The 26,899-nt window shown below is 69.2% G+C and carries 25 protein-coding genes and 3 tRNA genes; 7 read left to right on the forward strand and 21 right to left on the reverse strand.

Annotated features, from left to right (window positions below):
* Positions 1-35: 35 nt before the first annotated feature.
* The 10 genes from rpoB to AB0N07_RS15195 all read right to left on the reverse strand — a co-directional run bounded on the left by rpoB (position 36) and on the right by AB0N07_RS15195 (position 10,225).
* Positions 36-3,521, reverse strand: a complete 3,486-nt coding sequence (rpoB, locus tag AB0N07_RS15150; RefSeq protein WP_365834947.1) for a DNA-directed RNA polymerase subunit beta — start codon at positions 3,519-3,521, stop codon at positions 36-38.
* A 558-nt stretch (positions 3,522-4,079) separates the two neighbouring features.
* Positions 4,080-4,469, reverse strand: coding sequence for a 50S ribosomal protein L7/L12 (rplL, locus tag AB0N07_RS15155; protein WP_365834991.1), 390 nt, complete (start codon positions 4,467-4,469; stop codon positions 4,080-4,082).
* Between the two features lie 109 nt (positions 4,470-4,578).
* The gene (gene rplJ, locus AB0N07_RS15160) at positions 4,579-5,109 is read right to left on the reverse strand and encodes a 50S ribosomal protein L10 (RefSeq protein WP_365834949.1); all 531 of its coding nucleotides are present in this window, start codon (positions 5,107-5,109) and stop codon (positions 4,579-4,581) included.
* A 280-nt stretch (positions 5,110-5,389) separates the two neighbouring features.
* On the reverse strand, positions 5,390-6,244 hold the full coding sequence (locus AB0N07_RS15165; protein ID WP_365834951.1) for a DUF1396 domain-containing protein: 855 nt from the start codon (positions 6,242-6,244) through the stop codon (positions 5,390-5,392).
* A 110-nt stretch (positions 6,245-6,354) separates the two neighbouring features.
* On the reverse strand, positions 6,355-7,287 hold the full coding sequence (locus AB0N07_RS15170) for a hypothetical protein (protein ID WP_365834953.1): 933 nt from the start codon (positions 7,285-7,287) through the stop codon (positions 6,355-6,357).
* 140 nt (positions 7,288-7,427) lie between these two features.
* A complete protein-coding gene (rplA, locus tag AB0N07_RS15175) occupies positions 7,428-8,153 on the reverse strand; it encodes a 50S ribosomal protein L1 (RefSeq protein ID WP_365834955.1) in 726 nt (241 codons plus the stop codon).
* A gap of 80 nt (positions 8,154-8,233) precedes the next feature.
* Entirely contained in the window at positions 8,234-8,668 is a 435-nt protein-coding gene (gene rplK / locus AB0N07_RS15180) for a 50S ribosomal protein L11 (protein ID WP_037858373.1), read from the reverse strand.
* Between the two features lie 168 nt (positions 8,669-8,836).
* Positions 8,837-9,676: a transcription termination/antitermination protein NusG gene (gene nusG, locus AB0N07_RS15185; RefSeq protein ID WP_365834957.1), complete on the reverse strand. Its 840-nt coding sequence runs from the start codon at positions 9,674-9,676 to the stop codon at positions 8,837-8,839.
* 80 nt (positions 9,677-9,756) lie between these two features.
* Positions 9,757-10,044, reverse strand: a complete 288-nt coding sequence (gene secE / locus AB0N07_RS15190; protein ID WP_365834959.1) for a preprotein translocase subunit SecE — start codon at positions 10,042-10,044, stop codon at positions 9,757-9,759.
* Between the two features lie 108 nt (positions 10,045-10,152).
* Positions 10,153-10,225, reverse strand: a tRNA-Trp gene (locus AB0N07_RS15195).
* 282 nt (positions 10,226-10,507) lie between these two features.
* On the opposite strand from AB0N07_RS15195, the gene AB0N07_RS15200 reads away from it, so the two are divergent.
* Entirely contained in the window at positions 10,508-11,734 is a 1,227-nt protein-coding gene (locus tag AB0N07_RS15200) for a pyridoxal phosphate-dependent aminotransferase (protein ID WP_365834961.1), read from the forward strand.
* A 215-nt stretch (positions 11,735-11,949) separates the two neighbouring features.
* The gene (locus AB0N07_RS15205) at positions 11,950-12,924 is read left to right on the forward strand and encodes an adenosine deaminase (protein WP_365834963.1); all 975 of its coding nucleotides are present in this window, start codon (positions 11,950-11,952) and stop codon (positions 12,922-12,924) included.
* On the opposite strand, the gene AB0N07_RS15210 is transcribed toward AB0N07_RS15205, so the two are convergent.
* On the reverse strand, positions 12,869-13,576 hold the full coding sequence (locus AB0N07_RS15210; protein WP_365834965.1) for a hypothetical protein: 708 nt from the start codon (positions 13,574-13,576) through the stop codon (positions 12,869-12,871). The two genes, AB0N07_RS15205 and AB0N07_RS15210, sit on opposite strands and share 56 nt — an antisense overlap.
* 54 nt (positions 13,577-13,630) lie before the next feature.
* Positions 13,631-14,242 (reverse strand): TetR/AcrR family transcriptional regulator, encoded by a 612-nt coding sequence (locus AB0N07_RS15215; protein WP_365834967.1) that lies wholly within the window; start codon positions 14,240-14,242, stop codon positions 13,631-13,633.
* Positions 14,243-14,346: 104 nt separating this feature from the next.
* Here AB0N07_RS15215 and AB0N07_RS15220 point away from each other — a divergent pair, with 104 nt between their 5' ends.
* Positions 14,347-14,979, forward strand: a complete 633-nt coding sequence (locus AB0N07_RS15220; protein ID WP_365834969.1) for an NAD(P)-binding oxidoreductase — start codon at positions 14,347-14,349, stop codon at positions 14,977-14,979.
* Between the two features lie 32 nt (positions 14,980-15,011).
* Here the strand turns inward: AB0N07_RS15220 and AB0N07_RS15225 are convergent, their stop codons facing one another.
* The 3 genes from AB0N07_RS15225 to AB0N07_RS15235 all read right to left on the reverse strand — a co-directional run bounded on the left by AB0N07_RS15225 (position 15,012) and on the right by AB0N07_RS15235 (position 18,706).
* On the reverse strand, positions 15,012-16,067 hold the full coding sequence (locus AB0N07_RS15225) for a UDP-N-acetylmuramate dehydrogenase (RefSeq protein ID WP_365834971.1): 1,056 nt from the start codon (positions 16,065-16,067) through the stop codon (positions 15,012-15,014).
* Positions 16,068-16,580: 513 nt separating this feature from the next.
* Entirely contained in the window at positions 16,581-18,023 is a 1,443-nt protein-coding gene (locus AB0N07_RS15230) for a DHA2 family efflux MFS transporter permease subunit (RefSeq protein WP_365834973.1), read from the reverse strand.
* Between the two features lie 113 nt (positions 18,024-18,136).
* Complete coding sequence (locus AB0N07_RS15235) at positions 18,137-18,706, reverse strand: TetR/AcrR family transcriptional regulator (protein ID WP_365834975.1); 570 nt, start codon at positions 18,704-18,706, stop codon at positions 18,137-18,139.
* A gap of 90 nt (positions 18,707-18,796) precedes the next feature.
* On the opposite strand from AB0N07_RS15235, the gene AB0N07_RS15240 reads away from it, so the two are divergent.
* On the forward strand, positions 18,797-19,354 hold the full coding sequence (locus tag AB0N07_RS15240) for a hypothetical protein (RefSeq protein ID WP_365834977.1): 558 nt from the start codon (positions 18,797-18,799) through the stop codon (positions 19,352-19,354).
* A gap of 60 nt (positions 19,355-19,414) precedes the next feature.
* On the opposite strand, the gene AB0N07_RS15245 is transcribed toward AB0N07_RS15240, so the two are convergent.
* The 5 genes from AB0N07_RS15245 to AB0N07_RS15265 form a co-directional block, all read right to left on the reverse strand.
* A complete protein-coding gene (locus tag AB0N07_RS15245; RefSeq protein ID WP_365834993.1) occupies positions 19,415-19,843 on the reverse strand; it encodes a MaoC family dehydratase in 429 nt (142 codons plus the stop codon).
* 8 nt (positions 19,844-19,851) lie between these two features.
* Positions 19,852-20,304: a MaoC family dehydratase N-terminal domain-containing protein gene (locus AB0N07_RS15250; RefSeq protein WP_365834979.1), complete on the reverse strand. Its 453-nt coding sequence runs from the start codon at positions 20,302-20,304 to the stop codon at positions 19,852-19,854.
* Positions 20,305-20,520: 216 nt separating this feature from the next.
* Entirely contained in the window at positions 20,521-20,685 is a 165-nt protein-coding gene (rpmG, locus tag AB0N07_RS15255) for a 50S ribosomal protein L33 (RefSeq protein ID WP_003948671.1), read from the reverse strand.
* An 89-nt stretch (positions 20,686-20,774) separates the two neighbouring features.
* Positions 20,775-20,847: transfer RNA gene (locus AB0N07_RS15260), tRNA-Met, on the reverse strand.
* A 46-nt stretch (positions 20,848-20,893) separates the two neighbouring features.
* Positions 20,894-20,966 (reverse strand) — tRNA-Thr (locus tag AB0N07_RS15265).
* A gap of 268 nt (positions 20,967-21,234) precedes the next feature.
* On the opposite strand from AB0N07_RS15265, the gene AB0N07_RS15270 reads away from it, so the two are divergent.
* Both AB0N07_RS15270 and AB0N07_RS15275 read left to right on the forward strand, forming a co-directional pair.
* Entirely contained in the window at positions 21,235-22,542 is a 1,308-nt protein-coding gene (locus tag AB0N07_RS15270; protein ID WP_365834981.1) for an amidohydrolase family protein, read from the forward strand.
* Between the two features lie 437 nt (positions 22,543-22,979).
* Positions 22,980-23,636: an NAD(P)H-binding protein gene (locus AB0N07_RS15275; protein WP_365834983.1), complete on the forward strand. Its 657-nt coding sequence runs from the start codon at positions 22,980-22,982 to the stop codon at positions 23,634-23,636.
* 135 nt (positions 23,637-23,771) lie between these two features.
* Here AB0N07_RS15275 and AB0N07_RS15280 read toward each other — a convergent pair whose 3' ends face one another.
* The gene (locus tag AB0N07_RS15280; RefSeq protein WP_365834985.1) at positions 23,772-23,984 is read right to left on the reverse strand and encodes a hypothetical protein; all 213 of its coding nucleotides are present in this window, start codon (positions 23,982-23,984) and stop codon (positions 23,772-23,774) included.
* A gap of 228 nt (positions 23,985-24,212) precedes the next feature.
* Between AB0N07_RS15280 and AB0N07_RS15285 the strand changes: the two genes are divergently transcribed.
* Positions 24,213-26,690, forward strand: coding sequence for an MFS transporter (locus AB0N07_RS15285; RefSeq protein WP_365834987.1), 2,478 nt, complete (start codon positions 24,213-24,215; stop codon positions 26,688-26,690).
* Positions 26,691-26,899 lie beyond the last annotated feature (209 nt).

Below are 26,899 nucleotides of genomic sequence, written 5' to 3' on the forward strand. Positions count from 1 at the left end.
GAGGGTCCTCACCAGGGCCTCCGGCCGGACTCCCGTCAGACCTCTTCGACGCTGCTCGGCTCGCGCCGGGACAGGTCGATGCCGAGCTCCTCCGCAGCGCGGAAGACATCCTCGTCGGTGTCACGCATCTCGATGGACATACCGTCGCTGGACAGCACCTCCACGTTCAGGCAGAGCGACTGCATCTCCTTGATGAGCACCTTGAAGGACTCGGGGATGCCGGGCTCGGGGATGTTCTCGCCCTTGACGATGGCCTCGTAGACCTTCACGCGGCCGGTGACGTCGTCGGACTTGATGGTCAGCAGCTCCTGGAGGGCGTATGCGGCGCCGTATGCCTCCAGCGCCCACACCTCCATCTCGCCGAACCGCTGGCCACCGAACTGGGCCTTACCACCCAGCGGCTGCTGGGTGATCATCGAGTACGGGCCGGTCGAACGCGCGTGCAGCTTGTCGTCGACCAGGTGGTGCAGCTTCAGGATGTACATGTAGCCGACCGAGATCGGCTCCGGGAACGGCTCACCGCTACGGCCGTCGAACAGCCGCGCCTTGCCGGACGGGAGCACCATGCGCTCGCCGTCGCGGTTCGGGATGGTGTGCTGCAGCAGACCCGCGAGCTCGTCCTCGCGCGCACCGTCGAAGACGGGGGTCGCGACGTTCGTGCCCGGGTCGACCTGGTCGGCGCCGATGGCCTGCAGGCGCTGCGCCCACTCGTCGGCGAGACCGGAGACGTCCCAGCCACGGCTGGCGAGCCAGCCGAGGTGGATCTCGAGAACCTGTCCCGGGTTCATTCGGGACGGCACACCCAGCGGGTTGAGGATGATGTCGACCGGAGTTCCGTCCTCGAGGAACGGCATGTCCTCGATGGGCAGGATCTTCGAGATGACACCCTTGTTGCCGTGACGGCCGGCGAGCTTGTCGCCGTCGGTGATCTTGCGCTTCTGCGCCACGTACACGCGCACCAGCTGGTTCACACCGGGGGGAAGCTCGTCGCCCTCCTCGCGGTCGAAGACGCGGACGCCGATGACCTTGCCGATCTCGCCGTGCGGCACCTTCAGCGAGGTGTCACGGACCTCACGGGCCTTCTCACCGAAGATCGCACGGAGCAGGCGCTCCTCCGGGGTCAGCTCGGTCTCACCCTTGGGCGTGACCTTGCCGACGAGGATGTCGCCGGCGACGACCTCGGCACCGATACGGATGATGCCGCGCTCGTCGAGGTCGGCGAGGACCTCCTCGGAGACGTTCGGGATGTCCCGGGTGATCTCCTCGGGGCCGAGCTTGGTGTCACGGGCGTCGACCTCGTGCTCCTCGATGTGGATCGAGGAGAGGACGTCGTCCTGCACGAGGCGCTGCGACAGGATGATCGCGTCCTCGTAGTTGTGACCCTCCCACGGCATGAACGCCACGAGCAGGTTCTTGCCCAGCGCCATCTCGCCGTTCTCGGTGGCCGGACCGTCGGCCAGGACCTGGCCCTCGATGATCCGGTCGCCCTCGTTGACGATGACCTTCTGGTTGACCGAGGTGCCCTGGTTGGAGCGGGCGAACTTGGCCAGGCGGTACGTGATGTACGTGCCGTCGTCGTTGGCGGTGGTGATGTAGTCCGCGGAGACCTCCTGGACCACACCCGCCTTCTCGGCCTTGACCACGTCGCCGGCGTCGACGGCGGAGCGGTACTCCATGCCGGTGCCGACGAGCGGGGACTCGCTCTTGATCAGGGGTACGGCCTGACGCATCATGTTCGCGCCCATGAGGGCACGGTTGGCGTCGTCGTGCTCGAGGAACGGGATCATGGCGGTCGCGACCGACACCATCTGGCGCGGCGAGACGTCCATGTAGTCCACGTCGTCACCGGCGACGTAGTCGACCTCGCCGCCACGACGGCGGACCAGGACACGGTTCTCGGTGAAGCGCAGGTCGTCGTTGAGCGTGGCGTTGGCCTGCGCGATGACGAAGCGGTCCTCCTCGTCGGCCGTCAGGTAGTCCACCTCGTCGGTGACCTGACCGTCGACGACCTTGCGGTACGGCGTCTCCACGAAACCGAACGCGTTGACGCGGCCGTAGGAGGCGAGCGAACCGATCAGACCGATGTTCGGGCCTTCGGGGGTCTCAATGGGGCACATACGGCCGTAGTGAGACGGGTGCACGTCACGGACCTCGAAGCCGGCCCGCTCACGGGAGAGACCACCCGGGCCAAGAGCCGACAGACGGCGCTTGTGGGTGAGACCCGACAGCGGGTTGTTCTGGTCCATGAACTGCGACAGCTGGCTGGTGCCGAAGAACTCCTTGATGGAGGCGACGACCGGCCGGATGTTGATCAGGGTCTGCGGCGTGATCGCCTCGACGTCCTGAGTCGTCATGCGCTCGCGGACGACGCGTTCCATACGAGCCAGACCCGTGCGGACCTGGTTCTGGATGAGCTCGCCGACGCTGCGCAGACGACGGTTGCCGAAGTGGTCGATGTCGTCGGTCTCGACAACGATCGTCTGGCCGTTGTCCGCGGCCGTCTCGGTCTCGCCGGCGTGCAGCTTCACCAGGTACTTGATCGTCGAGATGACGTCCTCGACGGTCAGGATGCCCGCGTCGAGCGGGGCCTCCGCACCCAGCTTCTTGTTGACCTTGTAGCGGCCGACCTTGGCGAGGTCGTAACGCTTCGGGTTGAAGTACAGGTTCTCCAGCAGCGTCTGCGCGGCCTCACGCGTCGGGGGCTCGCCCGGGCGCAGCTTGCGGTAGATGTCGAGCAGCGCGTCGTCCTGGCCCTGGGTGTGGTCCTTCTCCAGGGTGGCGCGCATCGACTCGTACTCGCCGAACTCCTCCAGGATCTGCTCGGTCGTCCAACCGAGAGCCTTGAGCAGAACGGTCACGGACTGCTTGCGCTTGCGGTCGATGCGCACACCGACCATGTCGCGCTTGTCGATCTCCATCTCCAGCCAGGCACCCCGGGACGGGATGATCTTGGCCGAGAAGATGTCCTTGTCGGACGTCTTGTCGATCGAGGAGTCGAAGTAGACGCCGGGCGAACGGACCAGCTGCGACACCACGACACGCTCGGTGCCGTTGATGACGAAGGTGCCCTTGTGGGTCATGAGCGGGAAGTCGCCCATGAAGACCGTCTGGGACTTGATCTCGCCGGTCTCGTTGTTGGTGAACTCAGCCGTCACGAAGAGCGGAGCGGCGTACGTGAAGTCGCGCTCCTTGCACTCGTCGATGCTGTTCTTCGGCGGCTCGAAACGGTGGTCGCGGAACGTCAGCGACATCGACCCGGAGAAGTCCTCGATCGGAGAGATCTCCTCGAAGATCTCCTCCAGACCGGACTTGGTGGGGACGTCCTGACCGGACTCCAGAGCCGCCTCGACCCGACTCTGCCAGGCGGTGTTCCCGAGCAGCCAGTCAAAGCTCTCGGTCTGCAGCGCGAGCAGGTTGGGAACCTCGAGGGGCTCCTTGATCTTTGCAAAGGAGATGCGCAGCGGGGCGGTGCTGGCACCGTTGTTCGTATTCGCGGTCGAGGCAGTGCGCGAGGCGGCCAAGAGGGGGTCCTTCCGAGGGCTCGGACTCACTACGCGCGTACCGGTCCCTCTCCCACACACAGAGACAGGACTCCCCGATTTGGCCGAAAGGCCAGGTCAGGGTCGTTCCGATCGTCGGTGTTCAAGCGAGGGCATGCCCCTGGTGACGGGCAGGGGACAGCTAACAGGCAGCGCAAAGGGTCAGTGTAGCCACTCGGCACACTGATGTCCAGTCCCGGTTTTCGGAGACCCTCGTTGTTCTCAACACCTGCAGCAAGCCCACGCCCTCAATGCACGTTGATACTGCCCTCTTCGTCGTCGATCCATGCCTCGGATTCGGATCCTTGTGACGACGCGTCCTGAGAATTGCGCGCTGCGTGCGGTTCGTCAAGGCCCCCATGGCCCAAACCACATACCACCTGGGGTGCTTGGAGGCACGACGAAGATCACCATACTCCGCACACCCGAGGGTGCAAGGCAGCCACCACTCGGCGCTCAGGAACGCCGAAGAGCGACCACCCGGATGGATGATCGCTCTTCAGTGCTCAGGCGTTACAGCCCCTGTGGAGCCGAGAGGTCTTACTTGACCTCGACGGAGGCGCCGGCGCCCTTGAGGGACTCGGCGGCCTTCTCGGCGGCGTCCTTGGCGACCTTCTCGAGAACGGGCTTCGGGGCGCCGTCCACGAGGTCCTTGGCCTCCTTCAGGCCCAGCGAGGTCAGCTCACGCACGACCTTGATGACCTGGATCTTCTTGTCGCCGGCGCCGGTGAGGATGACGTCGAACTCGTCCTTCTCCTCGACCTCGGCGGCACCACCGGCGGCACCGCCGGCAGCGGGGGCGGCGACGACGGCCGCGGCAGCGGCGGTGACGTCGAACTTCTCCTCGAACGCCTTCACGAACTCGGAGAGCTGGATGAGGGTCATGCCCTCGAACTCGGCGAGCAGTTCGTCCTGGGTGAGAGCCACGATGGCTTTCCTTCCACTAATTTCGGCTGGTGCCGGGATGTACATGTCTGGCGGGCGTACGTTCGGCCCGCTGTGACCGTCGCCTCAGGCGGCGGTCAATGCGCGAGCCGAGTTACTCGGCACCGCCCTGCTCGTCCTGCTTGGCGCGAAGGGCGTCCACGGTGCGGACGAGCTTCGTCGGAAGCGCCTGGAAGAGCTGTGCAGCCTGCGTCTGCTTGCCCTTCAGGGCGCCCGCCAGCTTGGCGAGCAGAACCTCGCGGGACTCAAGGTCCGCAAGCTTCTTGATCTCGTCGGCGGACAGCGCCTTGCCGTCAAGGACACCGCCCTTGATGACGAGGTTCGGGTTGTCCTTGGCGAAGTCACGAAGACCCTTCGCCGACTCCACCGGGTCACCGGTGACGAAGGCGACCGCCGTCGGACCGTTGAACAGGTCGTCGAGCGTCGAGATCCCGGCCTCGTTGGCCGCAATCTTGGTCAGCGTGTTCTTCACCACGGCGTACTGGGCGTTCTCACCGAGCGAACGGCGCAGCGTCTTGAGCTGCGCCACGGTGAGACCCCGGTACTCGGTCAGCACAGCGGCGTTCGAGCTACGGAACTGCTCCGTGAGCTCGGCCACCGCGGCAGCCTTGTCGGGCCTTGCCATGAGCGTCGGCCTCCTTCCGGGTGATGACGACCGCTCGGAAGGGGCTGGAGCAAACGAAACGCCCCGGCGCAGGCGCACGGGGCGTAGCTCGACCGGATCATCACAGCGCCAGCTGCGAACTCCGGGAGCACTTCCACAGTCACCTGCGCGGGTCGTCCGCGGTTCAGCGGATCCTTCGGCCACCGCACCCTCCAGGAGCGCACGGCAACGACCAGCGGTCTTTGGCTTCTCCAGGAGGGTACGTGACCGGATCGCTGTCAAGCAAATCCGGTCCTACGGCTCAGCTCTGGGCGCCCTTCATCATCTTGGCGAGGTCGGCGGTGTCCTTGGCCGGCGGGGCCGTCACCTTCACCGGCTGGTTGATGTCGAGGAAGGTGATCGTCAGGTCGAGCGGGCCCTTGTCGGCCTCGCCGCGCATCCGGAACTGCTTGGTGTGGTCGTCGCCGTCGATCCACGCGTCCATGGTGAACGAGTCGACGCCCAGCTTCTCGTACTGCTCCAGAGCCTTCTCGCGCTGCTCCCGTACCGTCTTGTCCTTGTCCTTGAGCGAGGCCTTGAGGTCCTCGACGGTGACCTTGCCCTTGTAGTGGGTGGTCTTGACCCCGTCGACGGTCTCGGTGCCGACCTTCTTCACGTTCTTGGAGCCGGTGAGGAAGGTGGAGTTGGCGGCCGGGTTCTGGTCGGCCTGGCCGGCGCCCAGCTGATCCGCGTTCAGCCCCTTGCCGCCGAGTGCGGACAGGTCGAGCTTGATCCAGCTCTTGCCGTCCATCTCCTTGGCCATGGAGGCGTTCCCGCCTATGTACATGGCCTTGCCGACGAGGCGGATCTCGACCGGGCCCTTGGCTGCCTGGTTCTGGGCCGTCATTTTCATGCTCATGGCCAGCGGCTTGATGCTCACCGCCGCCTCGGCGGACATCCGGCCGGCCCCCGGGACCTGGCCCGTCATCCTGTAATGCGCGGACTTGATCGCCTCGCTGTTCTTCGCCGCCTTGGCGACGGCCGCCGCCGGAGTCATCGCGGGCGACTCGGCGGAGTCGCTCTTCTGACAGCCGACCGCTCCCCCGGCGAGCAGCAAGGCGGCGACCCCGGCCCCCGTCGCTTTACGGCGCGCTGAAACCCGTACGGAAGTCCCCATTGATTTCCCCCCATGGAATGCATGGCTGATACACAGTAAGGAGCCGAGCCTAACCTCAGGAGGCTGCAGGAGTCTTCCGTATTCCCCCGGACATCGGCAGCCCCGCCGCCTCAGGAGCTGCTGCCGGATCCGCTCGCGGTGTCGCTGCTGCCCGGTGTCCAGCCCTGCTTCTTCAGCAGCTGCTTGAAGTCCTCGGTGTCACTCGCCGGCGGCTCGGTGGCGGAGACCGGCACGCCGTAGTCGCTGTAGTACGCGGTCTGGGTGTACTCCCCGGCCGACAAGCGGCCCTTCTCGACCTTCTTGACCAGGAGGTTCTGGTCGTCGACCCAGATGTCGACGGACTCCGTGCTGACGCCGGCCTGGGTGAGCTGCTTCTTCAGGCCGGCGAGCTGGCTCGCGGTGAGGTTGGAGTTCTTGCGGGCGAGGTCGGCGACGTCCACCGTGCCCGAGTAGTGCGTGGTGTCGACGCCGCGCACCTTCTCGGTGCCGACCTCCTTGACGTCCCCGGATGCCAGCAGGAGCTTCACCGACTGGTTGGGGGTCGTGTTCTGCATCTGGTCCCTGAGGTAGGCGCCGGAGCTGCCACCCAGCTCGGCGAGGTCCGCGTAGCCGTACCGGAGCCAGTGCTTGCCGCCCGCCCGCTCGGCGAACTTGTCGCCCATCTTCGCGTAGTAGGCGTCGGGCAGATAGCGGGCCTCCATCGACGTGGTGCCGAGCCGGCGCATGGTGTCCGCGACGGTGCCGCCGGTGTACGTGATGGTCATGTTGCCGGTGAGGCCGTCCGCCCAGCCCAGGGCTCCGTCGCCCGTCATGGACATCAGGGAGCCCATGGTGGTCGTGGACTCGACCTTCACCGAGTCGGCGCCGTCGGTGGACTTCTCAGCGGTGCGCAGGGCCGCTATGGGGCTGACGTACGCCGCGCCCTTGCCGGAGGTCCCCTCGCGCTTTCCGGAGGCATCCGAGGAGCTGCAGGCTGCCACGCCCGACAGCGCGGTCAGCGCTGCGATCGAAAGGCTGACCCGGCGCACGGTCGTGCTCTTCATCGGTCCCCCACCCCTGTGCGATTGCTGTGCCCGCACGCTAACGCAGAGCACTGACACCCGTCCGGGAAAAGGGACGAGCCCCGCACCAGTGAGGTTGCGGGGCTCGTGTGAAAAACGCGTACGCGCGACTGCCGTCAGGATCAGACGGCGGCCGGGTCCTCCTCGACGAGGAGGTTGCGGGTGCGGTTGGGGTCGAGCGGAATGCCGGGGCCGATCGTGGTGCTGATCGCGGCCTTCTTGATGTAGCGACCCTTGGCGGCGGACGGCTTCAGACGGAGGATCTCCTCCAGCGCGGCGCCGTAGTTCTCCACCAGCTTGCTGTCGTCGAACGACACCTTGCCGATGATGAAGTGCAGGTTCGAGTGCTTGTCGACGCGGAACTCGATCTTGCCGCCCTTGATGTCGTTGACGGCCTTCGCCACGTCCGGGGTCACGGTGCCGGTCTTGGGGTTCGGCATGAGACCACGGGGACCGAGCACGCGGCCGAGGCGGCCGACCTTGCCCATGAGGTCCGGGGTGGCGACGACGGCGTCGAAGTCCAGGCGGCCCTTCGAGACCTCGTCGATCAGTTCGTCGGAGCCGACGATGTCGGCGCCCGCGGCCTCCGCGGCCGCAGCACGGTCACCGGTCGCGAAGACCAGGACCCGGGCGGTCTTACCGGTGCCGTGCGGAAGGTTCACGGTGCCACGGACCATCTGGTCGGCCTTGCGCGGGTCGACACCCAGACGGAAGGCGACCTCGACGGTGCCGTCGAACTTGGTCGTGGAGGTCTCCTTGGCGAGACGGACGGCCTCGAGCGGGGCGTAGAGCTTCTCCCGGTCGATCTTGGCGTCCGCAGCGCGGAGAGACTTGCTGCGCTTGCTCACTACTGCTCCTGTGTGTGTCTGAGGAGTCGTGGTCCGGGCCGAGCAGGCCCTGCCACTTCTGCTACGTGCGGGAGTTGGGCTCAGCCCTCGACCGTGATGCCCATGGAACGGGCGGTGCCGGCGATGATCTTCGACGCGGCGTCCAGGTCGTTGGCGTTGAGGTCGGGGAGCTTGGTCTGGGCGATCTCGCGGACCTGCGCCTCGGTGATCTTGGCGACCTTGGTCTTGTGCGGCTCGCCGGAGCCCTTCTCCACACCCGCGGCCTTGAGGATCATCTTGGCGGCCGGCGGCGTCTTGGTGACGAAGGTGAAGGAGCGGTCCTCGTAGACCGTGATCTCCACCGGGATCACCCAGCCACGCTGCGACTCGGTCGCGGCGTTGTACGCCTTGCAGAACTCCATGATGTTGACGCCGTGCTGGCCCAGCGCGGGGCCGACCGGCGGAGCCGGGTTCGCCGCACCGGCGTTGATCTGGAGCTTGATGAGCCCCGTGACCTTCTTCTTCTTGGGAGGCATTGCTCTCCGGGTCCTTTCGATTGAGGCGTGCCCCCGCCCGGGTCGCGTCCCGGATGAAGGCATACCGCACAACGATAACGGGTATAGATGCGCGGCTGAAAACCGAGCAGGTCAGACCGGCTACGAGAGCCTGCCTGACCTGCGCGGAAGCGGTCCGTCCAGAAGCTGCTAGTTCTTCTGGATCTGGTCGAACGAAAGCTCGACCGGCGTCTCGCGACCGAAGATCTCCACCAGACCCTTGACCTTCTTCGAGTCGGGGTTGATCTCGTTGATGGTCGCCTGCAGCGTGGCGAACGGGCCGTCGGTGACGGTGACCGAGTCGCCGACCTCGAAGTCCAGCACCTGGACCTCGACCTTGCGCTGCGGAGCGGGCTTGCCCTCGGCCTCGGCGGCCTCGCGGGCGGCCTTCTCCTCGGCCTCCGGGGCGAGCATCTTGACGATCTCGTCCAGGGTCAGCGGGTACGGGTCGTAGGCGTTGCCCACGAATCCGGTGACGCCGGGGGTGTTGCGGACGACACCCCAGGACTCGTTCGTCAGGTCCATGCGGACGAGGACGTAGCCCGGGAGCTTGTTCTGCTTGATCGTCTTGCGGTCGCCGTTCTTGATCTGGACGACCTCTTCCTGCGGCACCTCGGCCTGGAAGATGTAGTCCTCGACGTTCAGCGAGACGGCGCGCTGCTCCAGGTTGGTCTTCACGCGGTTCTCGTAACCGGCGTAGGTGTGGATGACGTACCACTCGCCGGGCAGAGTGCGCAGTTCCTCGCGGAGGGCCTCGACGGGGTCGACCGGCTCGGACTCCTCCTCCGCGATCTCTTCCTCGGCGGTCTCGTCGGCGGTGGTCTCGTCCTCGTCCACGACCTGCAGGGCGGCCTCCTCGGCCGGCTCGCCCGCCTCGGCCTCGGCAGCCTCGAACTCGTCCTGCTCGTCCGCGCCCTCGACGATGTCGAGCTCGTCGTCCACGGACTCGTCCGGCTCGATGGCGTCGTCGTTCAGGTTCGTGTCAGACACGGTGGCTGCTTCTTCCTGGATACATAGGGGTGGAACATGCGAAAGGGGCGCCGGGTACCTCGGCGCCCTTCGCTCTCGGCTCAGCCGAAGACGTACTTGGCCGCGTGGTTGAGCCCATAGTCAATCACGGTCACCAGGGCGATCATGACGGCGACGAAGAAGATCACCACGGTGGTGTACGACGTCAGCTGGTTGCGCGTAGGCCAGACGACCTTGCGTAGCTCGGCGATGACCTGGCGGTAGAAGAGGGCAAGCCTCTTGAACGGACCTTTCTTGGCCCGCTTACCGCCCTTGCGGGCCTTCTTCCTCGACTCCTGCGCCTCGTCCTGGGCATCAGGCGTGTCGATGGAGCCCACGGCGTCCGCCATTCGTCCTCACCTGTTCCCGGGTCGTGGCCGTGCCGCGCCCGGTCTGAGCCGCACGGCGTTGCATTGCTGTACGTACATGCGCACACATCCTGGCGAAGGTGTGTGTAGCAGGGCCGGAGGGACTTGAACCCCCAACCGCCGGTTTTGGAGACCGGTGCTCTACCAATTGAGCTACGACCCTTTGTGTGTCCCCAACGTACCGCATCCGACCGGGTGCTCGGTGTGCACCGCCTGCGGCGCGGCAGCTGATGGCCAACGAGGTGAGAGTGTACGTGGTCCGGAGCGCATCGTCGAACAGAAAGCGCCCGTAGGGGCCTTGGCGGAGGAAGATCGCCGGAAAACCGATGGAAGATCACCCAGGCCACCGGCTGATTCCGGACAGGTGTTCAGTGGTCGACCCACACATGTTCAGTCTGTGAAACCCGCGTGCCGGGGTCGTTTCCGGTCTGAAACGATGGGCCCCATGAGCGCTGCAACCCCTCCCACCGAGCGCCGGGTCTCCGCCCGAGTCGGCGCGATCTCCGAGTCCGCCACCCTCGCCGTGGACGCCAAGGCCAAGGCCCTCAAGGCCGCCGGGCGTCCGGTGATCGGCTTCGGCGCCGGTGAGCCGGACTTCCCGACCCCGGACTACATCGTCGAGGCCGCCGTCGAGGCCTGCAAGAACCCGAAGTACCACCGGTACACCCCGGCCGGCGGTCTGCCCGAGCTGAAGGCCGCGATCGCCGCGAAGACGCTGCGCGACTCCGGCTGGGAGCCGGACGTGTCGCAGATCCTCGTCACCAACGGCGGCAAGCAGGCCATCTACGAGGCCTTCGCCGCGATCCTCGACCCGGGCGACGAGGTCATCGTCCCGGCGCCGTACTGGACGACGTACCCGGAGTCGATCCGTCTCGCGGGTGGCGTGCCGGTGGAGGTCGTCGCCGACGAGACCACCGGCTACCGCGTGTCGGTCGAGCAGCTCGAGGCCGCCCGCACGGAGAAGACCAAGGTCGTCCTGTTCGTGTCGCCGTCCAACCCGACCGGCGCGGTGTACTCCGAGGCCGAGACCGAGGCGATCGGCCGCTGGGCCGTCGAGCACGGCCTGTGGGTGCTGACCGACGAGATCTACGAGCACCTGGTGTACGGCGACGCGGTGTCCGTGTCCCTGCCCGCGCTGCTGCCCGAGCTGCGCGACAAGTGCATCGTGGTCAACGGTGTCGCGAAGACGTACGCGATGACGGGCTGGCGCGTGGGCTGGGTCATCGGCCCGAAGGACGTGGTCAAGGCCGCGACCAACCTGCAGTCGCACGCCACGTCGAACGTGTCGAACGTCGCGCAGGTCGCCGCCCTGGCCGCCGTCTCCGGCGACCTGGACGCGGTCGCGAAGATGCGCGAGGCCTTCGACCGCCGCCGCAAGACCATCGTGCGGATGCTGAACGAGATCGACGGCGTGCTCTGCCCGGAGCCCGAGGGTGCCTTCTACGCGTACCCGTCGGTCAAGGGCCTGCTCGGCAAGGAGATCCGCGGCAAGCGTCCGCAGGACACCGTGGAGCTGGCCGCGCTGATCCTGGAGGAGGCGGAGGTCGCGGTCGTCCCGGGCGAGGCCTTCGGTACGCCGGGTTATCTGCGGCTGTCGTACGCCCTGGGTGACGAGGATCTCGTCGAGGGTGTCAGCCGGATCCAGAAGCTGCTGGCGGAGGCGCAGGACTGACCTGCGCGGACGGATGCGGACCCCCTCGTGCGAGGGGGTCCGTTTTTTCGTGCGAGCAAGACCACGAACGGGGAATCCGCTTCCGGGACGGCTGGGGCGTACGGCAGGATCCTGGAATGCTGAGCTCTTCAGGGGGGCACCCCCCGAACCCCCCGCGTGTACGTGATGTCTCTGAGCTGCCGAAGGCCCATCTGCATCTGCACTTCACCGGGTCGATGCGGCCCGTCACGGTGCTGGAGCTGGCCGACAAGTACGGTGTGCGACTGCCCGAAGCCCTGACCGAGGCGCTGACCAGCGGGGAGCCGCCGAGGCTGCGGGCGACGGACGAGCGGGGCTGGTTCCGCTTCCAACGGCTGTACGACGCGGCGCGCTCGTGCCTCAGGGTGCCCGAGGACATCCAGCGTCTGGTGCGGGAGGCCGCCGAGGAGGATCTGAAGGACGGCTCGGGGTGGCTGGAGATCCAGGTCGACCCGACCTCGTACGCGCCCCGTCTGGGCGGTCTGATCCCGGCGCTGGAGATCATCCTGGACGCGGTGGAGACGACCTCGCGGGAGACCGGGCTCGGGATGCGGGTGCTGGTCGCCGCGAACCGGATGAAGCATCCTCTGGACGCGCGGACGCTGGCCCGGCTGGCCGTGCGGTACGCGGACCGGGGTGTGGTCGGCTTCGGACTGTCCAACGACGAGCGCCGGGGCATGGCGAGGGACTTCGACCGGGCGTTCGCGATCGCCCGCGAGGGTGGGCTGCTGTCGGCGCCGCACGGCGGCGAGCTGACGGGTCCTTCGTCGGTACGGGACTGTCTCGACGACCTGGACGCGGACCGGATCGGTCACGGGGTGCGGGCCGCGGAGGACCCGCGGCTGCTGAGGCGCCTCGCTGAGCGGGGGGTGACGTGTGAGGTCTGTCCCGCTTCGAACGTGGCCCTGGGCGTGTACGAGAAGCCGGAGGACGTTCCGCTGCGGACGCTGTACGACGCCGGTGTCGCGATGGCCCTGGGCGCCGACGACCCGCTTCTGTTCGGTTCCCGGCTGGCCGCGCAGTACGAGATCGCCCGGCAGGCCCACGGTTTCTCGGACGCCGAACTCGCCGAGCTGGCCCGCCAGTCGGTCCGGGGCTCGGCCGCCCCGGAGGACGTCAGGGCACGGCTGCTGGCCGGCGTGGACGAGTGGCTGGCCCGCCCGGCGGCCTGAAGTGGGCGTAGGGCGGATATGCCTTGAAGCAGATCATCACCTCGACCGGATGCCCGCCGCCGGGCGGGTCGACCAGGGGGAAGATCGATCCCATGTACGCCATGTGCCCCTCGCCGACACCCTTCTGAAGCGGCCCGTGGCCCGCCGCATGGGCGAGCCGGACCGCGGTGTCGGCGAACAGGTCGCGGTCGCCGAAGAAAAAGAGCGTCCGCGCGTGCGTGGCGTGCCTCGGGGCGTCCTGGAAACCGGTCCGCTCCTGGCCTGCGCGCCACGCGGCGGCGTCCCGCGCGGTCCGCGCCTCGTCGGTGCGGACGGTGAGCGGGGTGGACTGCCGTAGCCTGCGCCGCAGTTCGGGCCACTGGCCGGCGCGCAGGCCGAGGCTGTGGTGGACCAGGACGAGGTCGACCAACTCGCCGACGCCCTCGTCGGGCGGCACGCCGTCGCGCAGCGGCACATGAACGATGGTGCGCCGGGAGCAGGCGGCGAAGGAGAACAGACCCGCCAGCTTGCTCAGTCCGTCGTGGTCGCCGAGCAGCAGGCCGATGGGGTCGGGAGCGCGCAACGAGGTGTGCCGCAAGGGGTGCCGGGGCTGGACGACCCGGTATGTGTGTGGGCCGGTGCGGGGCTGGAACCGGCGCAGCCTCAGTCGCATACGGTGCTGCCCGAGGTGCCGGTCCGGGTGCTTGTCATGCTCACAGCGTGAGGTTCACGCGTGCGTGGGTGCAACGGAGATTCCGCCCAGCAGTGTCCTCGCGAGCCGTGCGGCGAACGCGTCGACCGGGGGCCGCTCCCCCGTGCCGGTCATGTCGTAGGCGAACGCACGCTGTGCGCAGGCGCCCAGCAGCAGGGACGCCGCGGCAAAGGTGTCGGCGTCGGCGCGGACGCGGCCGAGGGCCTGTTCGGCTCGCAGGTAGGCATCCAGGTCCTGGATGGGCCGGTGCGGGCCGGCGCCGAGCGTGCGCAGGGCGTCGTCGTGGCGCCGTTTGAGCTGGGGCTCGGCGTACAGGGAGGCGGCGATCGGGAAGCTCTGCTCATAGAAGAGTGCGGCCTGGCGGGCGATCCCGGTGAGGTTTGCCTCCAGGGTGCCCTGTCCCGGTTCGGCGGCGAGGCCGGCCAGGAGGGGCGTGAGCCGGGGCAGCCGCTCGGCGAGCACGCGCACGAACAGTTCCTCCTTGCTCTCGAAGTACTTGTAGAGGGCCGCTTCGGAGCAGTCGGCCGCCCGGGCGATCTCCTTGGTGGTGGTGCGGGCGAGTCCGACGGTGAGCATGAGCTCGTGGGCGGCGTCGAGGATGCGGACACGCGCCGGCTTCGGCTCCATGGGGCGTCCAATCGGGCTTGACGGGTGAGTGTGTGATTACCCACTCTAGAAGGCAGCAGGGGTGAGTGAATACTCACCCACCAACCCCGAACACGGGAGCACTCATGAACCTCACCGTTTTCGGCGCCACTGGCGGCATCGGCCGGGAGATCGTGCGCCAGGCCCTCGGGGCCGGCCACCGGGTGACGGCCGTGGTCCGCGATCCGGCCCGGCTCGACGTCACGGGGGACGCGCTGGAGGTCTTCCGCGCCGACCTCACCGACCCCGACGCGTTGCGCGCCGCCGTCAGCGGCCGGGACGCCGTCCTGTCCGGCCTGGGCGCGCGCAGCCGCAAGGACGCCGGGGTCGCCACCCGGCTGACCCGTACGGTCCTGCGCGCCATGGAGACCGAGCACGTACGACGGCTGCTCGTGGTCAGCGCCAGTCCCGTCGGCCCCGCCGCCGACGGCGACGGCGCGCTCGACCGTGCGATGCGCGGTCTGGTGTCGGCCGTCCTCAAAGACGTCTACACCGACCTGCGCGGCATGGAGGCCGAGCTGGCCCGCAGCGGCACGGACTGGACGTCCGTACGGCCACCGCGTCTGCAGAACAAGCCGCTCACCGGCCGCTATCGCACCGTCGTCGGCGGATTCCCGCCCAAGGGCCGCTTCATCGCACGCGCCGACGTCGCGCACGCCATGCTGGCGATGATCGACGACGAGGGGACGGTGAAGCAGGGGGTGGGACTGGCGTACTAGGCGTACGACCTGTCCGCCCCGCCGGGCCGGCGCTACAGGCTGACGCCGACCGTCACCGGCTCGTTGACCAGGGTGATCCCGAAGGCCTCGCGGACGCCGGTGACGACCTCGCGGGCGAGCGCGAGGAGGTCCTCCGTGGTGGCTTCGCCGCGGTTGGTGAGGGCGAGGGTGTGCTTGGTGGAGATGCGGGCGGGGCCCGTGCCGTAGCCCTTGGTGAAGCCCGCCTTGTCGATCAGCCAGGCGGCGGAGGTCTTGGTGTGGCCTTCGCCCGCCGGGTAGGCGGGGGGCTCCACGCCGTCGCCGAGCCGTTCCTGCACGCGCGCGCGGAAGGCGGCGAACTGGGCGTCGGTGAGGATCGGGTTGGTGAAGAAGGAACCGGCCGACCAGGTGTCGTGGTCCTCGGGGTCCAGGACCATGCCCTTGCGGGAGCGCAGCTTGAGGACGATCTCGCGGGCCGCTGCGAGGGGGACGCGGTCGCCGGGCTCCACGCCGAGGGCGCGGGCCGTCTCGGCGTACTTGATGGGGCCGGAGAGGCCGTCGGCGTCCTCCAGTTCGAAGCGGACGCGGAGGACCACGTAGCGCTCGGGGTCGGCCTTGAAGCGGCTGTGGCGGTACGAGAAGGCGCAGTCGGCGTTCGGGACGGTGACCGTTTCGCGGGTGTGGCGGTCGTAGGCGATCACCTCGGTGATGGTCGAGGAGACCTCCTGGCCGTACGCGCCCACGTTCTGGATGGGGGTCGCGCCGGCTGAGCCCGGGATGCCGGCCAGGCACTCGATGCCGGCGAGTCCGGCCTCGACGGTGCGGGCGACGGCGTCGGTCCACACCTCGCCGGCGGCGAGCTCCAGGCGTGTGCCGTCGAGGTCGAAGCCCTTGGTGGCGATGACGAGTGCGGTGCCGGCGAAGCCCTTGTCGCCGATGACCAGGTTGGAACCGCCGCCGATCAGCAGGAGCGGGGTGCCGGTGTCGTCGGCCTCGCGGACCGCTGCGATCACCTCGGCGTCGGTGGTGGCGGTGATCAGCCGGGTCGCGGGACCGCCCAGCCGGAAGGTGGTCAGCGGGGCGAGGGGGGCGTCGTGTCGTTCCTGCACGGGCTCAAGGGTACGAGACGGGGGTGGGGGGCCTGGGTGCGGATGCCTGCGGCGCTCTGGCGGGGGTGCGGGTGCCTGCGGCGCATGTGCGGCTCCGGTGGGGGTGGGGATGCCTGCGGCGCATGTGCGGCTCCGGTGGGGGCGTGGGTAGCGCCTGCGGTTCGGTGGGTGGGGCGGGGCCGTGTCGGGGGTGTCCGTCCTCGGTCCGGCGGTTGCTGGTGGCTGCAGTCGTGCTCGGGGTTGACGCCGGCCGCTGCGGGCGGACACCTCCCGCCCCGTCCCCTTCCCGCCGTACGCGACTGCGGGTGCGTACCTCGTCTCCTCGCTTCTCCGCCTCAGCCTGCGGGCGTCGGCGTCCGGCCGCCGTGGCTGCGGGCAGTCGTGCCGCTTGGGCGGCACCCGTCCCAAAGACAGCGGCGCCCCGCCAGTGCGGGTGAGCGACCCCTCCCCGGTTCCGGGCGCCGGACATACGCAGTGGCCCCGCCCTTACGGACGGGGCCACCGCGGCGGGGGTCAGCCTGCGACCGGCTCCAGCGTCGGGGTGGGTTCGTCCGTCGGCGTCGGCGCCGCGGCCTGCGTGGCGCGCCGCCTCGGGATCAGCAGCGCCGCCAGACCGGCAAGCGCAACGACCGCGGATCCGGTCACCAGCGCCGGCTGCAGGCCGTCGACGAAGGTCTGCGCGGACTCGTAACCACCCTGCGCCGAGAAGATCGACGACATGATCGCGATGCCGAGCGCTCCCCCCACCTCGCGCAGCGCGTTGTTGGCGCCGGAGGCGATGCCCTGCTCCGTGGCGCGGACGCTGGACATCACCAGGTTGGCGGCCGGCGCGAAGTACAGCCCCATGCCGATGCCGCTGATGACCAGGGCGGGCAGCTGCGCGCCGTAGGACACGCCGGGCGCCACCACGGAAGCCATCCAGCCGAGGCCGACAGCCTGCAGGAAGAGGCCGGTGGCGACGACGGGGCGGCCACCGATGCGGTCGGACAGGATGCCTGCGATCGGCGCGGCGATCATCGGCATACCGGTCCAGGGCAGCATGCGCAGGCCCGCCTCCGTGGGCGAATAGCCGAGTACGCCCTGCATGAACTGGCTGAGCAGGAAGATCGAGCCGAACATTCCGAGGAACATCAGCAGGCTCGCGGCGTTGATGCCGGAGAAGGCACGGGAGCGGAACAGCCGCATCGGGAGCATGGGGTTCTTGGCGCGCAGGCTGTAGCCGACGAACGCTGTGAGCAGTGCGGTTCCGGCGAAGAGGCCGGTCAGGACCAAGGGGGCGGTCCAGCCGTCGGCGGGGCCGCGCACCAGCCCGTAGACGATGCCGAAGAGGCCGCCGCTGGCGAGCAGGGTGCCGGGGACGTCGAGCGGGGCGCCGGTGCCGTACGACTCGGCGAGGCGCAGCCGGGCCAGCGGCAGCAGGGCGAGGCCCAGCGGGACGTTCAGCCAGAAGATCCAGTGCCAGGAGACGTGTTCGGTGAGGCTGCCGCCGATCAGCGGGCCGGACGCCACGGCGAGGCCGTTGACGGCACCCCAGATGCCGTACGCCATCCCGCGCTTGGCGGCGGGCACAGCGGCCGTGAGGAGGGTGAGCGTCAGGGGCATCATGATCGCGGCGCCTACGCCCTGCACCGCACGAGCGGCGATCAGGGAGTCGATGCCGGTCGCCATGGCCGCGGCCGCGGAGGCGCCGGTGAAGACGGTGAGGCCGGCGAGGAAGAGCCGGCGGCGGCCGAACCGGTCGCCGAGCGCCGCGCCGAACATCAGGAGCACGGCGAAGGTGAGGGTGTAGGCGCTGACAGTCCATTCGAGGTCGCCCAGGGCGCCGCCCAGGTCCTTGCGGATGGAGGGCAGGGCGGTGGTGACGACGAGGTTGTCGAGGGCCGCCATGAATCCGGCGACGCTGGTGATGACGAGGGCCCAGACGGTTCCCCCGCGACGTGCGGTCTGCTGTGACATCGCTCCCCCAGAGGGTGATCAGTCGCTCGGTAGAGTTTTCGGTTAGTTATTGATGACTAACTTTCGTGGGCATGAAAAGGCGCTTGCGGCGCCTTTCCCGCGCAGTGCGTGGACTACTTCTCCAGACGGCCTTCCAGTCGCGCCTCTGGATACAGCCCCTCCCAGACCCGATGCTCGGGAGGAAAACCCATGGCCACCAGACAGTTGATGAGCATTCCGTACGCCATGAACGTCGTCGTCCCGTCGGTGTCGGCACCCAGCGGCAGATGGACCGTGTCCCACAGCCGCATCCACCCGTTGCGCACCGCCTCGCCGAGCTCGGGGTCGCCCGCCTGCTCGGCGGCGCCCACGGTGACGTACATCTGCATCTGCATCAGCAGCCGCTCGGGCTGCTCCGCGATGACCTTGGTGTACGCGTTCGCCATGGCGCGCAGGGCCTCTTCGCCCTCCAGGCCCTTGGCGGCCTCCTCGAAGGTGCGGATGGTGTCCTCCATGCACCGCTGCGCCACCGCGAGGAAGAGCGCCTTCTTGCCCGGGAAGAGCCGGAAGAGATACGGCTGCGAGACACCGACCCGCTTGGCGATCGCCTCGGTCGACGTGCCGTAGTAGCCGCCGCGGGCGAACTCCGTGGTCGCCGCCCGAATGACGCTCTCGCGCCGCTCTTCTGCGCTCATCCTGACCATGCAAGTAAGTTAGTACTCAATCACTACCTAGGTCAAGGGGTGGCGGAGACGCACTCTCCAGAGGTCGGCGGAGATTGGCACAATCGCCTCGTGGATCAGGGAATCGCGGCGCTGTTGGGGGCGACGGTCGGCGTTCTCGGCACCGTGGCCGCCGCGGCCGTCTCCGGATGGTCGAGCCGTCAGCAGTTACGGGCCCAGGCCGGAATCGACCATGCCCAGTGGCGCAGACAGGCCCGGCGGGACGCCTACAGCGCCTTCCTCGCGCCTGCGCACGAGGCGGGCAACACGCTGAAACAGGCCGCCCGATCGCTGATCGGCGATGTGGACGTGGGCGAGGCGGACCGTCGGCTCCGGGCCGCCCACGACCACCTGACGGCGGTCCACGCGGCCTGGGCCGCTCTCGCCGTCGAAGGCCCCGAGGCGGTGGAACAGCTGGCCCACGGCGTCAAAACGGCCCTGCACTCGATGCAGACGACGCTGCTCGCATGGCGCGACTCGGCGGAGGGTGCGTTCGACCGCAACGTGAAGTTCGTGGAACGGCATGCCGTCGAGGTGACCAGGGTCTCCGAACGAATCAGCGCCTTCACCGCTGCCGCTCGCGCCGCGCTCGACGACACGGCACCCGCCTCGAACACGGCCGGCGGCTGAGACGTCGTAAGGGGCGCTCCGCCAGGGAGAACGCCCCTTACGTCACGTCAGTTGTGCCCCTCAGGCCAGCCGTACGACGGCCCGTGAAATCCCCAGCACCTTCTGCCCGGCGCTGGTCGCCGTGAGGTCCACGCGGACCGTGTTGTCGTCGAGCTTGGCGGCCACCTTGGCGCTGACCTCGATGAGGGCGCCCTGGTCGTCGTTCGGGACGACGACCGGCTTGGTGAAGCGGACGCCGTATTCGAGGACCGCACCCGGGTCGCCGGTCCAGTCGGTGACCACCCGGATCGCCTCGGCCATGGTGAACATGCCGTGTGCGATGACGTCCGGGAGGCCCACCTCCTTGGCGAACTTCTCGTTCCAGTGGATGGGGTTGAAGTCCCCGGAGGCGCCGGCGTACTGGACGAGCATGGCGCGGGTCACAGGGAAGGTCCGGGCGGGCAGTTCGGTGCCGACCTCGATGTCGTCGTATGCGATCTTCGCGGTCATGTTCTCGCTCACGCCTCCTCTGCCGCGCGCGCGACGAGCTTGGTCCAGGCGGTCACGACGTGCTCGCCGGCCTCGTCGTGGACCTCGCCGCGGATGTCCAGGATGTCGTTGCCCGCCAGGGACTTGATCGCCTCGATGGTGGAGGTGACGGTGAGGCGGTCGCCGGCGCGGACGGGGCGGACGTAGGAGAACTTCTGGTCGCCGTGGACGACCCGGCTGTAGTCCAGGCCGAGCCGGGGGTCCTGGACGACCTGTCCGGCCGCCTTGAAGGTGATCGCGAAGACGAAGGTCGGCGGCGCGATGACGTCGGGGTGGCCGAGTGCCTTGGCGGCCTCCGGGTCCGTGTACGCGGGATTGGGGTCCCCCACCGCCTCGGCGAACTCGCGGATCTTCTCGCGGCCCACCTCGTAGGGCTCGGTGGGCGGGTAGCTACGCCCCACGAAGGACTGGTCGAGCGCCATGGCTCGGCACCTCCTGTGTCTGCCTGCTGACTACTACTGACTACTCACTGCTGTCCGCTGACTGCTGCTGACTGCTGCCGGCTGCTGATGTCTGCGGATGCCGGCCGAACGGCTGTTCCGGACGTCTGTGATCGGGCGGAACCGGCCGGTAACCGGGGGCGAAACGCCGCGAGGCCGCCCCCCGCTAGTGGGGACGGCCTCGCGTACGAGCCTTATTTATCGCGTCTCGCGGTGCGCGGTGTGCGCGTTGCAACGCGGGCAGTGCTTCTTCATCTCAAGTCGGTCCGGGTTGTTACGCCGGTTCTTCTTGGTGATGTAGTTCCGCTCCTTGCACTCCACGCAGGCCAGCGTGATCTTCGGGCGGACGTCGGTGGCAGCCACGTGAGTGCTCCTTGACGAACGGATGGGATGGTTTAACGCATAGAAGAGTAGCCGATCGAAGGACCGACCCCGCAATCGGCTACTGTCAGTAGCGGTGACCGGACTTGAACCGGTGACACAGCGATTATGAGCCGCTTGCTCTACCGACTGAGCTACACCGCTGTGATGCGATCCGTTCCCGTCTTACGACGGGAACCTCACGCACCAGAGCCCCAATACGGAATCGAACCGTAGACCTTCTCCTTACCATGGAGACGCTCTGCCGACTGAGCTATTGGGGCGAGCGATGAAGACATTACACGCTCGGCCGCCGTTCACCCAAATCCGTTTCGCGGCCCCCCTCCCGGCCTGTTCCACAGGCGGTCCGGACCCCCTCCCCGGGCCTGTTTCCCGGCTCTCCCAGGAGCCACTGAGGCCGCTGCGATACGGCGGACCACACCGGTACGACTATTGCGCTCCTCCCCGACGCGGGCGGATCGCCACCCTAGGCTCGACTCACTCTGCGTGATCTTGCGTTCCCCTGCGCAGCCCCCGAGCCCCTGGAGTGCGATGCCCGACAGCCAGCCGCAGCCACCCCACTCGTCGTCCTCCTCTTCAGGCTCGTCGTCCTCATCGGGGTCCTCGGGTTCTCCGGGGTCCTCGGGGCGGGTGGGCGACCCGGCCGCCCTGCTGCTGTGCGGGGCCCGGCTGACCGACGGCCGGACCGTGGACGTACGGCTGAGCGGCGGGCGCATCGAGGCGGTCGGCACGGCCGGAAGCCTGGCTGCCGGCGGGGCGCGGGACTGCGGCATGCGTGTGGATCTCAGCGGCTATCTGCTGCTGCCGGCCCCGGCCGAGCCGCACGCGCACGGGGACACCGCGCTGTCCGCGGAGGACGACGGTCCGGCCTCGTACGAGCCCCAGGACGTCCAGCGCCGGGCCACCGAGGCGGCGCTGTTGCAGCTGGGGCACGGGGCGACCGCGCTGCGGGCACATGTGCGTGTGGGTGATGTCCAGGGGCTGGGCGCGCTGGGCGCCGTACTGCAGGCGCGGCGTTCGCTGCGCGGGCTGACGGAACTGACGACGGTGGCGATGCCGCGCATGCTGACCGGCGTGGCCGGGGCGGAGGGCCTGGCGATGCTGCGGGACGCCCTGAAGATGGGCGCCTGCGTGGTGGGCGGCTGTCCGGACCTGGACCCGGATCCGACCGGGTACGTGGAGGCGGTCCTCGAGGTCGCCTCCGAACACGGCTGCCCCGTCGACCTGCACACGGACGCTGCCGATCCGGCCCGTCTCGCCCGCATCGTCGCGATGGCCGGGGGACTGCGTCCCGGGGTGACGCTCGGGCCGTGCGGCGGCCTCGCCCGGCTGCCCGACGAGACGGCACGTCGCACCGCCGACCAGCTCGCGGCGGCCGGGGTGACGGTGGTGTGTCTGCCTCAGGGCGGCTGCGGCGGCACCGACCGGCGCGACACGGCTCCGGTACGGCTGCTGCGGGCGGCCGGCGTACGGGTGGCCGCGGGCAGCGGCGCCCTGCGGGACCTGTCCAACCCGGTGGGACGTGGCGACCCCTTGGAGGCGGCCTATCTGCTGTCCTCCCGGTACGGGCTGCGGCCCGAGGACTCGTACGACGCGGTGAGTTCCTCGGCGCGGTCGGCCATGGGACTGCCCGAGGTGCGGGTGGAGGCGGGGTTCCCGGCGGAGTTGCTGGCCCTGCGCGGCGACCGGCTGACGGGGGCGCTGTCACTGGCGTACAGCCGCATCGTGGTGCACCGGGGACGGGTGGTGGCACGGACGAGCGCGGTACGGGAGTACTGCAACTCGGCAGCGGCGGCGGAGCTGGGGTTGCCTCGGCAGGGGCGGGGGGAGTTGTCGTGAGGCGTGGGGTGGGAGTGGCTGGGTCAGAGCGCGCGGTGGGGTGTGCGGGCGCGGCCGTGGTGAGGCATCCGGCGGGTGTTGAGGGGCGCGCCGGGGGCGCGTGTAGGCGTTAAGGGCGGTCAGCCTGGGGGTTGTGCGCGGGGCGTACGCCGGGCGTGTTCACCTGCCCAACTCGGGCGCCGTGCTCCGATCCACTGGCGGACCGATGCGAACCCACGACGTCGGTTCCGGCGACGGAAACGCCACCAGAGCCCCCTCCGAGGTCTTGCGCCAAGGAGCGAGCGGGCAGTGTGTGCCTCACCGATGTGCGCCGGGAGCGCGCGGCCAGGACTCGCGCGCCCAGCGCGCACCCTCCATCTGTGCGCTCCGCGTGCGCACCCTGAGGCGTGACTCAAGTCGTGCGGCGGAGGCGGCCGTCCGGGCGTACGGTCGGAAACATGCGCATTGTCATCGCTGGTGGTCATGGTCAGATCGCGCTGCGGCTGGAGCGGCTGCTCGCCGCGCGCGGAGATGAGGTCGCGGGGATCATCCGTCACGCCGAACAGGGCGACGACCTGCGGGAGGCCGGTGCTGAACCGGTTCTGCTCGATCTGGAGTCGGCCTCGGTCGAGGAGGTCGCGGCGCATCTGCAGGGCGCCGACGCGGCGGTGTTCGCGGCGGGTGCCGGTCCCGGCAGCGGGGTGGCCCGCAAGGACACGGTGGACAAGGGAGCGGCGATCCTGTTTGCGGACGCGGCGGTTCGGGCGGGCGTACGACGACATGTGGTCGTCTCGTCGATGGGCGCCGATCCCGCGCACCAGGGGGACGACGTGTTCGACGTGTATCTGCGCGCGAAGGGCGCGGCCGACGCCTACGTCCTGCGGCAGGATGCCCTGGACGCGACGATCCTGCGCCCCGGCATGCTGACGAACGACGCCGGCACCGGCCTGGTACGACTGGAGGCGCACACGGGCCGCGGCGCCGTCCCCCGCGACGACGTGGCCGCCGTACTGGCGGAGTTGGTGGAGACCCCGGCGACGGCCGGACTGACCCTGGAACTGATCAGCGGATCGGCGCCTGTGTCGGTCGCGGTGAAGTCGGTGGCCGGGAACTGAGGGGCACGGCCAGGGAGTTCCGGCCGTGAGGCGGTACGCGCCTATGGGACATGGCAGTTCGCGGCCTGGCATCCCCCTACGGCTGGAGGGGTTGCGACTGGAGGAGAGCCCCCTCTGGCTTTACTTCGACTCCCTCTAGAACAGGGGCAGTTGGCCCGGCATCTCCGGGACGACGTATCCGTCCAGGGACGGCTGGACCGCGTCGAGTCGTGCCTGGCGGCGCGAGCCGGGGCAGGAGACGAGTACGCCGTTCTCGCGCGCGCCGGGCGGGTCGTGGCGAGCGAACCGTCCGGCGACGACGGCGATCTCGCGACGGCATTCGGGGCAGCGTCTGCGGCGAGTGGACATGGGGTCAGTGTGCCCCGGGCCGGGGCGCGTTGTGTGCGGGGCGCACGCTCCGGTCCGCACGGACCTCGCGCGCCGCCGTGTCGCCCATGAAGCCCCCGGCCCCACAGTCACCCCAGATCCCTTCAAGGGGATGCCACGAATCCGACCACACTTGCTTAAGTCAATCAACCGGCCTACTTTAAGGGTGTCGCGCACACCCGATGCCCCTTGCCCATGGAGGCCTGGCCCATGTCCCACGCCCTTCCCCGACCCGCCGACGACGGGGTGGTGGTGTCCGCAGCGCCGCGGGCCGATGCCGTCGTAGCGGTGCTGGCCTTCGGCGGGATCGTGGTCTCGCTGATGCAGACCCTGGTGATCCCGATCGTCCCGGAGCTGCCGAAGCTCCTGAACGCCCCGGCGTCCGACACCGCCTGGGCCGTCACCGCCACGCTGCTCGCCGCCGCCGTGGCCGTCCCGATGATGGGCCGGCTGGGAGACATGTACGGCAAGCGCCGCATGCTCCTGGTCAGCCTGGTCCTGCTGGTCGCCGGATCGGTCACCGCCGCGCTCAGCGACTCCCTGGCGCCGATGATCGTCGGGCGGGTGCTGCAGGGCACGGCGGGTGGTGTGATCCCGCTCGGCATCAGCATCATGCGGGACGAGTTGCCCGCCGAACGGCTCGGTTCGGCCACCGCGTTGATGAGTGCCTCGCTGGGCGTCGGCGCCGCTCTCGGCCTGCCCGCGGCCGCCCTCATCGCGGACAACTTCGACTGGCACGTGCTGTTCTGGAGCTCGGCCGGGATGGGCGCCGTGGCGCTCCTGCTGGTGCTGTTCGTCGTCCCCGAGTCCAAGGTCCGGACGGGCGGCCGCTTCGATGTCGTCGGCGGTCTCGGCATGGCGGTCGGCCTGGTCTGCCTGCTGCTCGGCATCTCCAAGGGCGGCGACTGGGGCTGGGACAGCGGCACCACGCTCGGCCTGTTCGGCGCGGCCGTCGTGGTTCTGCTGCTGTGGGGCTGGTACGAGCTGCGTACCGAGCAGCCGCTGGTCGACCTGCGCACCACCGCCCGTCGGCAGGTGCTGGTCACCAACCTCGCCTCGATCGCCCTCGGCTTCGGCATGTTCGCGATGTCCCTGGTGCTTCCACAGCTCCTGCAGTTGCCTGAGGCGACCGGCTACGGTCTGGGCAAGTCGCTGCTGACCGCCGGTCTGGTCATGGCCCCCTCCGGCTTGGTGATGATGGCGATCGCCCCCGTCTCGGCCGCCCTTTCCAAGGCCAAGGGCCCCAAGGCCAGCCTGATGCTGGGCTCGCTGATCGTGGCGGCCGGCTACGGCCTGCAGATCCTCCTGATGTCCCAGGTCTGGCAGTTCGTCCTGGTGTCCTGCGTCATCGGATCCGGCATCGGCTTCACATACGGCGCCATGCCCGCCCTCATCATGGGCGCCGTGCCCCCGTCCCAGTCGGGTGCCGCCAACAGTCTCAACACCCTGATGCGGTCCATCGGCACATCGACCGCCAGCGCCGTCGCCGGCGTCATCCTGTCGCAGATGACCACGGACCTGGGCGGGGCCCCTCTCCCCTCGGAGAACGGCTTCAAGACCGTTCTGGCCATCGGCGGCGGAGCGGCGCTGCTCGCCTTCGCCGTCGCGTCCTTCATTCCGCGGCATCGGGCGACTGCGGCTGGGGGCGACTCTGCGTCCGTGGAGAGGGCTGTCTCCGGAGAGGCGTCCGCCACAGCGACATCCCTGGCGTCTGCTACGACGCCGTCCGCGGCCGGGGGCGAGAAGGGCGCACCCGGGCCGGCCGAGGAGGGGACGCCGGGGCGGTCCGCGGCGGCTGCGGCCGCGATCGGGGAGGGGGCGCCAGGTCTGTCGGGCGCGCTCCCGGACGGCCCCTCGCCAAGGCCCGCTTCCTCATCGGCTTCCGTCGCGACCGCCGGGCCGGACGGGGCGGGCGGCTCCGCCGGCGGCGGAATCCCGGTGGGCGGGCATGTCCTGGGGGCGGAGCGGGTCCCCGTGGCGGGGGCCGCGGTCACACTCATCTCGCTCGGTGGAAAGCAACTGAGCCGGTCGGTCTCGGGAGCCGACGGCTCGTACGGTGTCGACGCGCCCACCGCCGGTTCGTACGTCCTGATCACCTCCGCCGACGGCTTCCAGCCGCAGGCCTCGACGCTCGTCGTCGCCGACGGGCCGGTCCCGTACGACGTCCTGCTGAGCGGCACGAGCGGCCTCGCCGGGCTGGTGCGGTCCGCCGACAGCGGGGCACCGGTCGCCGACGCCGTGGTGATCGTGACCGATGTGCGCGGGGAGGTGCTGACCACCGGACGGACCGACGTGCTGGGCGAGTTCACGGTCACCGACCTGTTGCCGGGCACGGTGACGCTCGCCGTCAACTCCGCCAAGCACCGCCCGCTGGCCCTGCCCGTCGAGATCGGCGGCGCGGGCACCACACGCATCGAGGTCGAGCTTCGTCCCGGCGCCCACGTCCGGGGCACGGTACGCGGAGCGGGCGCCCCACTGAGCGACGCCCGGGTGACCCTGGTGGACACCGCGGGCAACGTGGTCGCCACGACCCGGACCGGGCACGACGGCGCGTACGCCTTCTCCGACCTGGACACCGGCGCGTACACGGTCATCGCGACGGGCTATCCGCCGCATGCGGCAACGCTGACGATATCGGGCGGCGGCACGGACGACCACGACATCGAACTTGCACACAGCGGGGAGTAGTTGCGGCTGCAGTACAGGGGTAGGTCCCTCTGCCCACCGCCGGACAGCAATCCGGGCCGGCCTTGAGTCACGGCCCGCATGGACACCTTGAGCGGAGGAGTTCGTGCGGGCCGTCGGGCTTCATGGCGTGATGACGGTACATGAAGAGACCCCCTCTGGTCTGCGTTTCCGCAGACCCGAGGGGGTCTCTTCATCGAAATTTGCGGCGC

It is taken from the genome of Streptomyces sp. NPDC051172, from assembly GCF_040682555.1.
In the GTDB taxonomy this organism is placed as follows: Bacteria; Actinomycetota; Actinomycetes; order Streptomycetales; family Streptomycetaceae; genus Streptomyces.

Bases quoted from the DNA above. Each gene is read 5' to 3' on its own strand.
- rplJ (WP_365834949.1), bottom strand. From the start codon at position 5,109: ATGGCAAGGCCCGACAAGGCTGCCGCGGTGGCCGAGCTCACGGAGCAG.
- AB0N07_RS15165 (WP_365834951.1), bottom strand. From the start codon at position 6,244: ATGGGGACTTCCGTACGGGTTTCAGCGCGCCGTAAAGCGACGGGGGCC.
- AB0N07_RS15170 (WP_365834953.1), bottom strand. From the start codon at position 7,287: ATGAAGAGCACGACCGTGCGCCGGGTCAGCCTTTCGATCGCAGCGCTG.
- rplK (WP_037858373.1), bottom strand. From the start codon at position 8,668: ATGCCTCCCAAGAAGAAGAAGGTCACGGGGCTCATCAAGCTCCAGATC.
- secE (WP_365834959.1), bottom strand. From the start codon at position 10,044: ATGGCGGACGCCGTGGGCTCCATCGACACGCCTGATGCCCAGGACGAG.
- AB0N07_RS15200 (WP_365834961.1), top strand. From the start codon at position 10,508: ATGAGCGCTGCAACCCCTCCCACCGAGCGCCGGGTCTCCGCCCGAGTC.
- AB0N07_RS15205 (WP_365834963.1), top strand. From the start codon at position 11,950: ATGCGGCCCGTCACGGTGCTGGAGCTGGCCGACAAGTACGGTGTGCGA.
- AB0N07_RS15210 (WP_365834965.1), bottom strand. From the start codon at position 13,576: ATGCGACTGAGGCTGCGCCGGTTCCAGCCCCGCACCGGCCCACACACA.
- AB0N07_RS15215 (WP_365834967.1), bottom strand. From the start codon at position 14,242: ATGGAGCCGAAGCCGGCGCGTGTCCGCATCCTCGACGCCGCCCACGAG.
- AB0N07_RS15220 (WP_365834969.1), top strand. From the start codon at position 14,347: ATGAACCTCACCGTTTTCGGCGCCACTGGCGGCATCGGCCGGGAGATC.
- AB0N07_RS15230 (WP_365834973.1), bottom strand. From the start codon at position 18,023: ATGTCACAGCAGACCGCACGTCGCGGGGGAACCGTCTGGGCCCTCGTC.
- AB0N07_RS15235 (WP_365834975.1), bottom strand. From the start codon at position 18,706: ATGGTCAGGATGAGCGCAGAAGAGCGGCGCGAGAGCGTCATTCGGGCG.
- AB0N07_RS15245 (WP_365834993.1), bottom strand. From the start codon at position 19,843: ATGACCGCGAAGATCGCATACGACGACATCGAGGTCGGCACCGAACTG.
- AB0N07_RS15250 (WP_365834979.1), bottom strand. From the start codon at position 20,304: ATGGCGCTCGACCAGTCCTTCGTGGGGCGTAGCTACCCGCCCACCGAG.
- AB0N07_RS15270 (WP_365834981.1), top strand. From the start codon at position 21,235: ATGCCCGACAGCCAGCCGCAGCCACCCCACTCGTCGTCCTCCTCTTCA.
- AB0N07_RS15275 (WP_365834983.1), top strand. From the start codon at position 22,980: ATGCGCATTGTCATCGCTGGTGGTCATGGTCAGATCGCGCTGCGGCTG.
- AB0N07_RS15280 (WP_365834985.1), bottom strand. From the start codon at position 23,984: ATGTCCACTCGCCGCAGACGCTGCCCCGAATGCCGTCGCGAGATCGCC.
- AB0N07_RS15285 (WP_365834987.1), top strand. From the start codon at position 24,213: ATGTCCCACGCCCTTCCCCGACCCGCCGACGACGGGGTGGTGGTGTCC.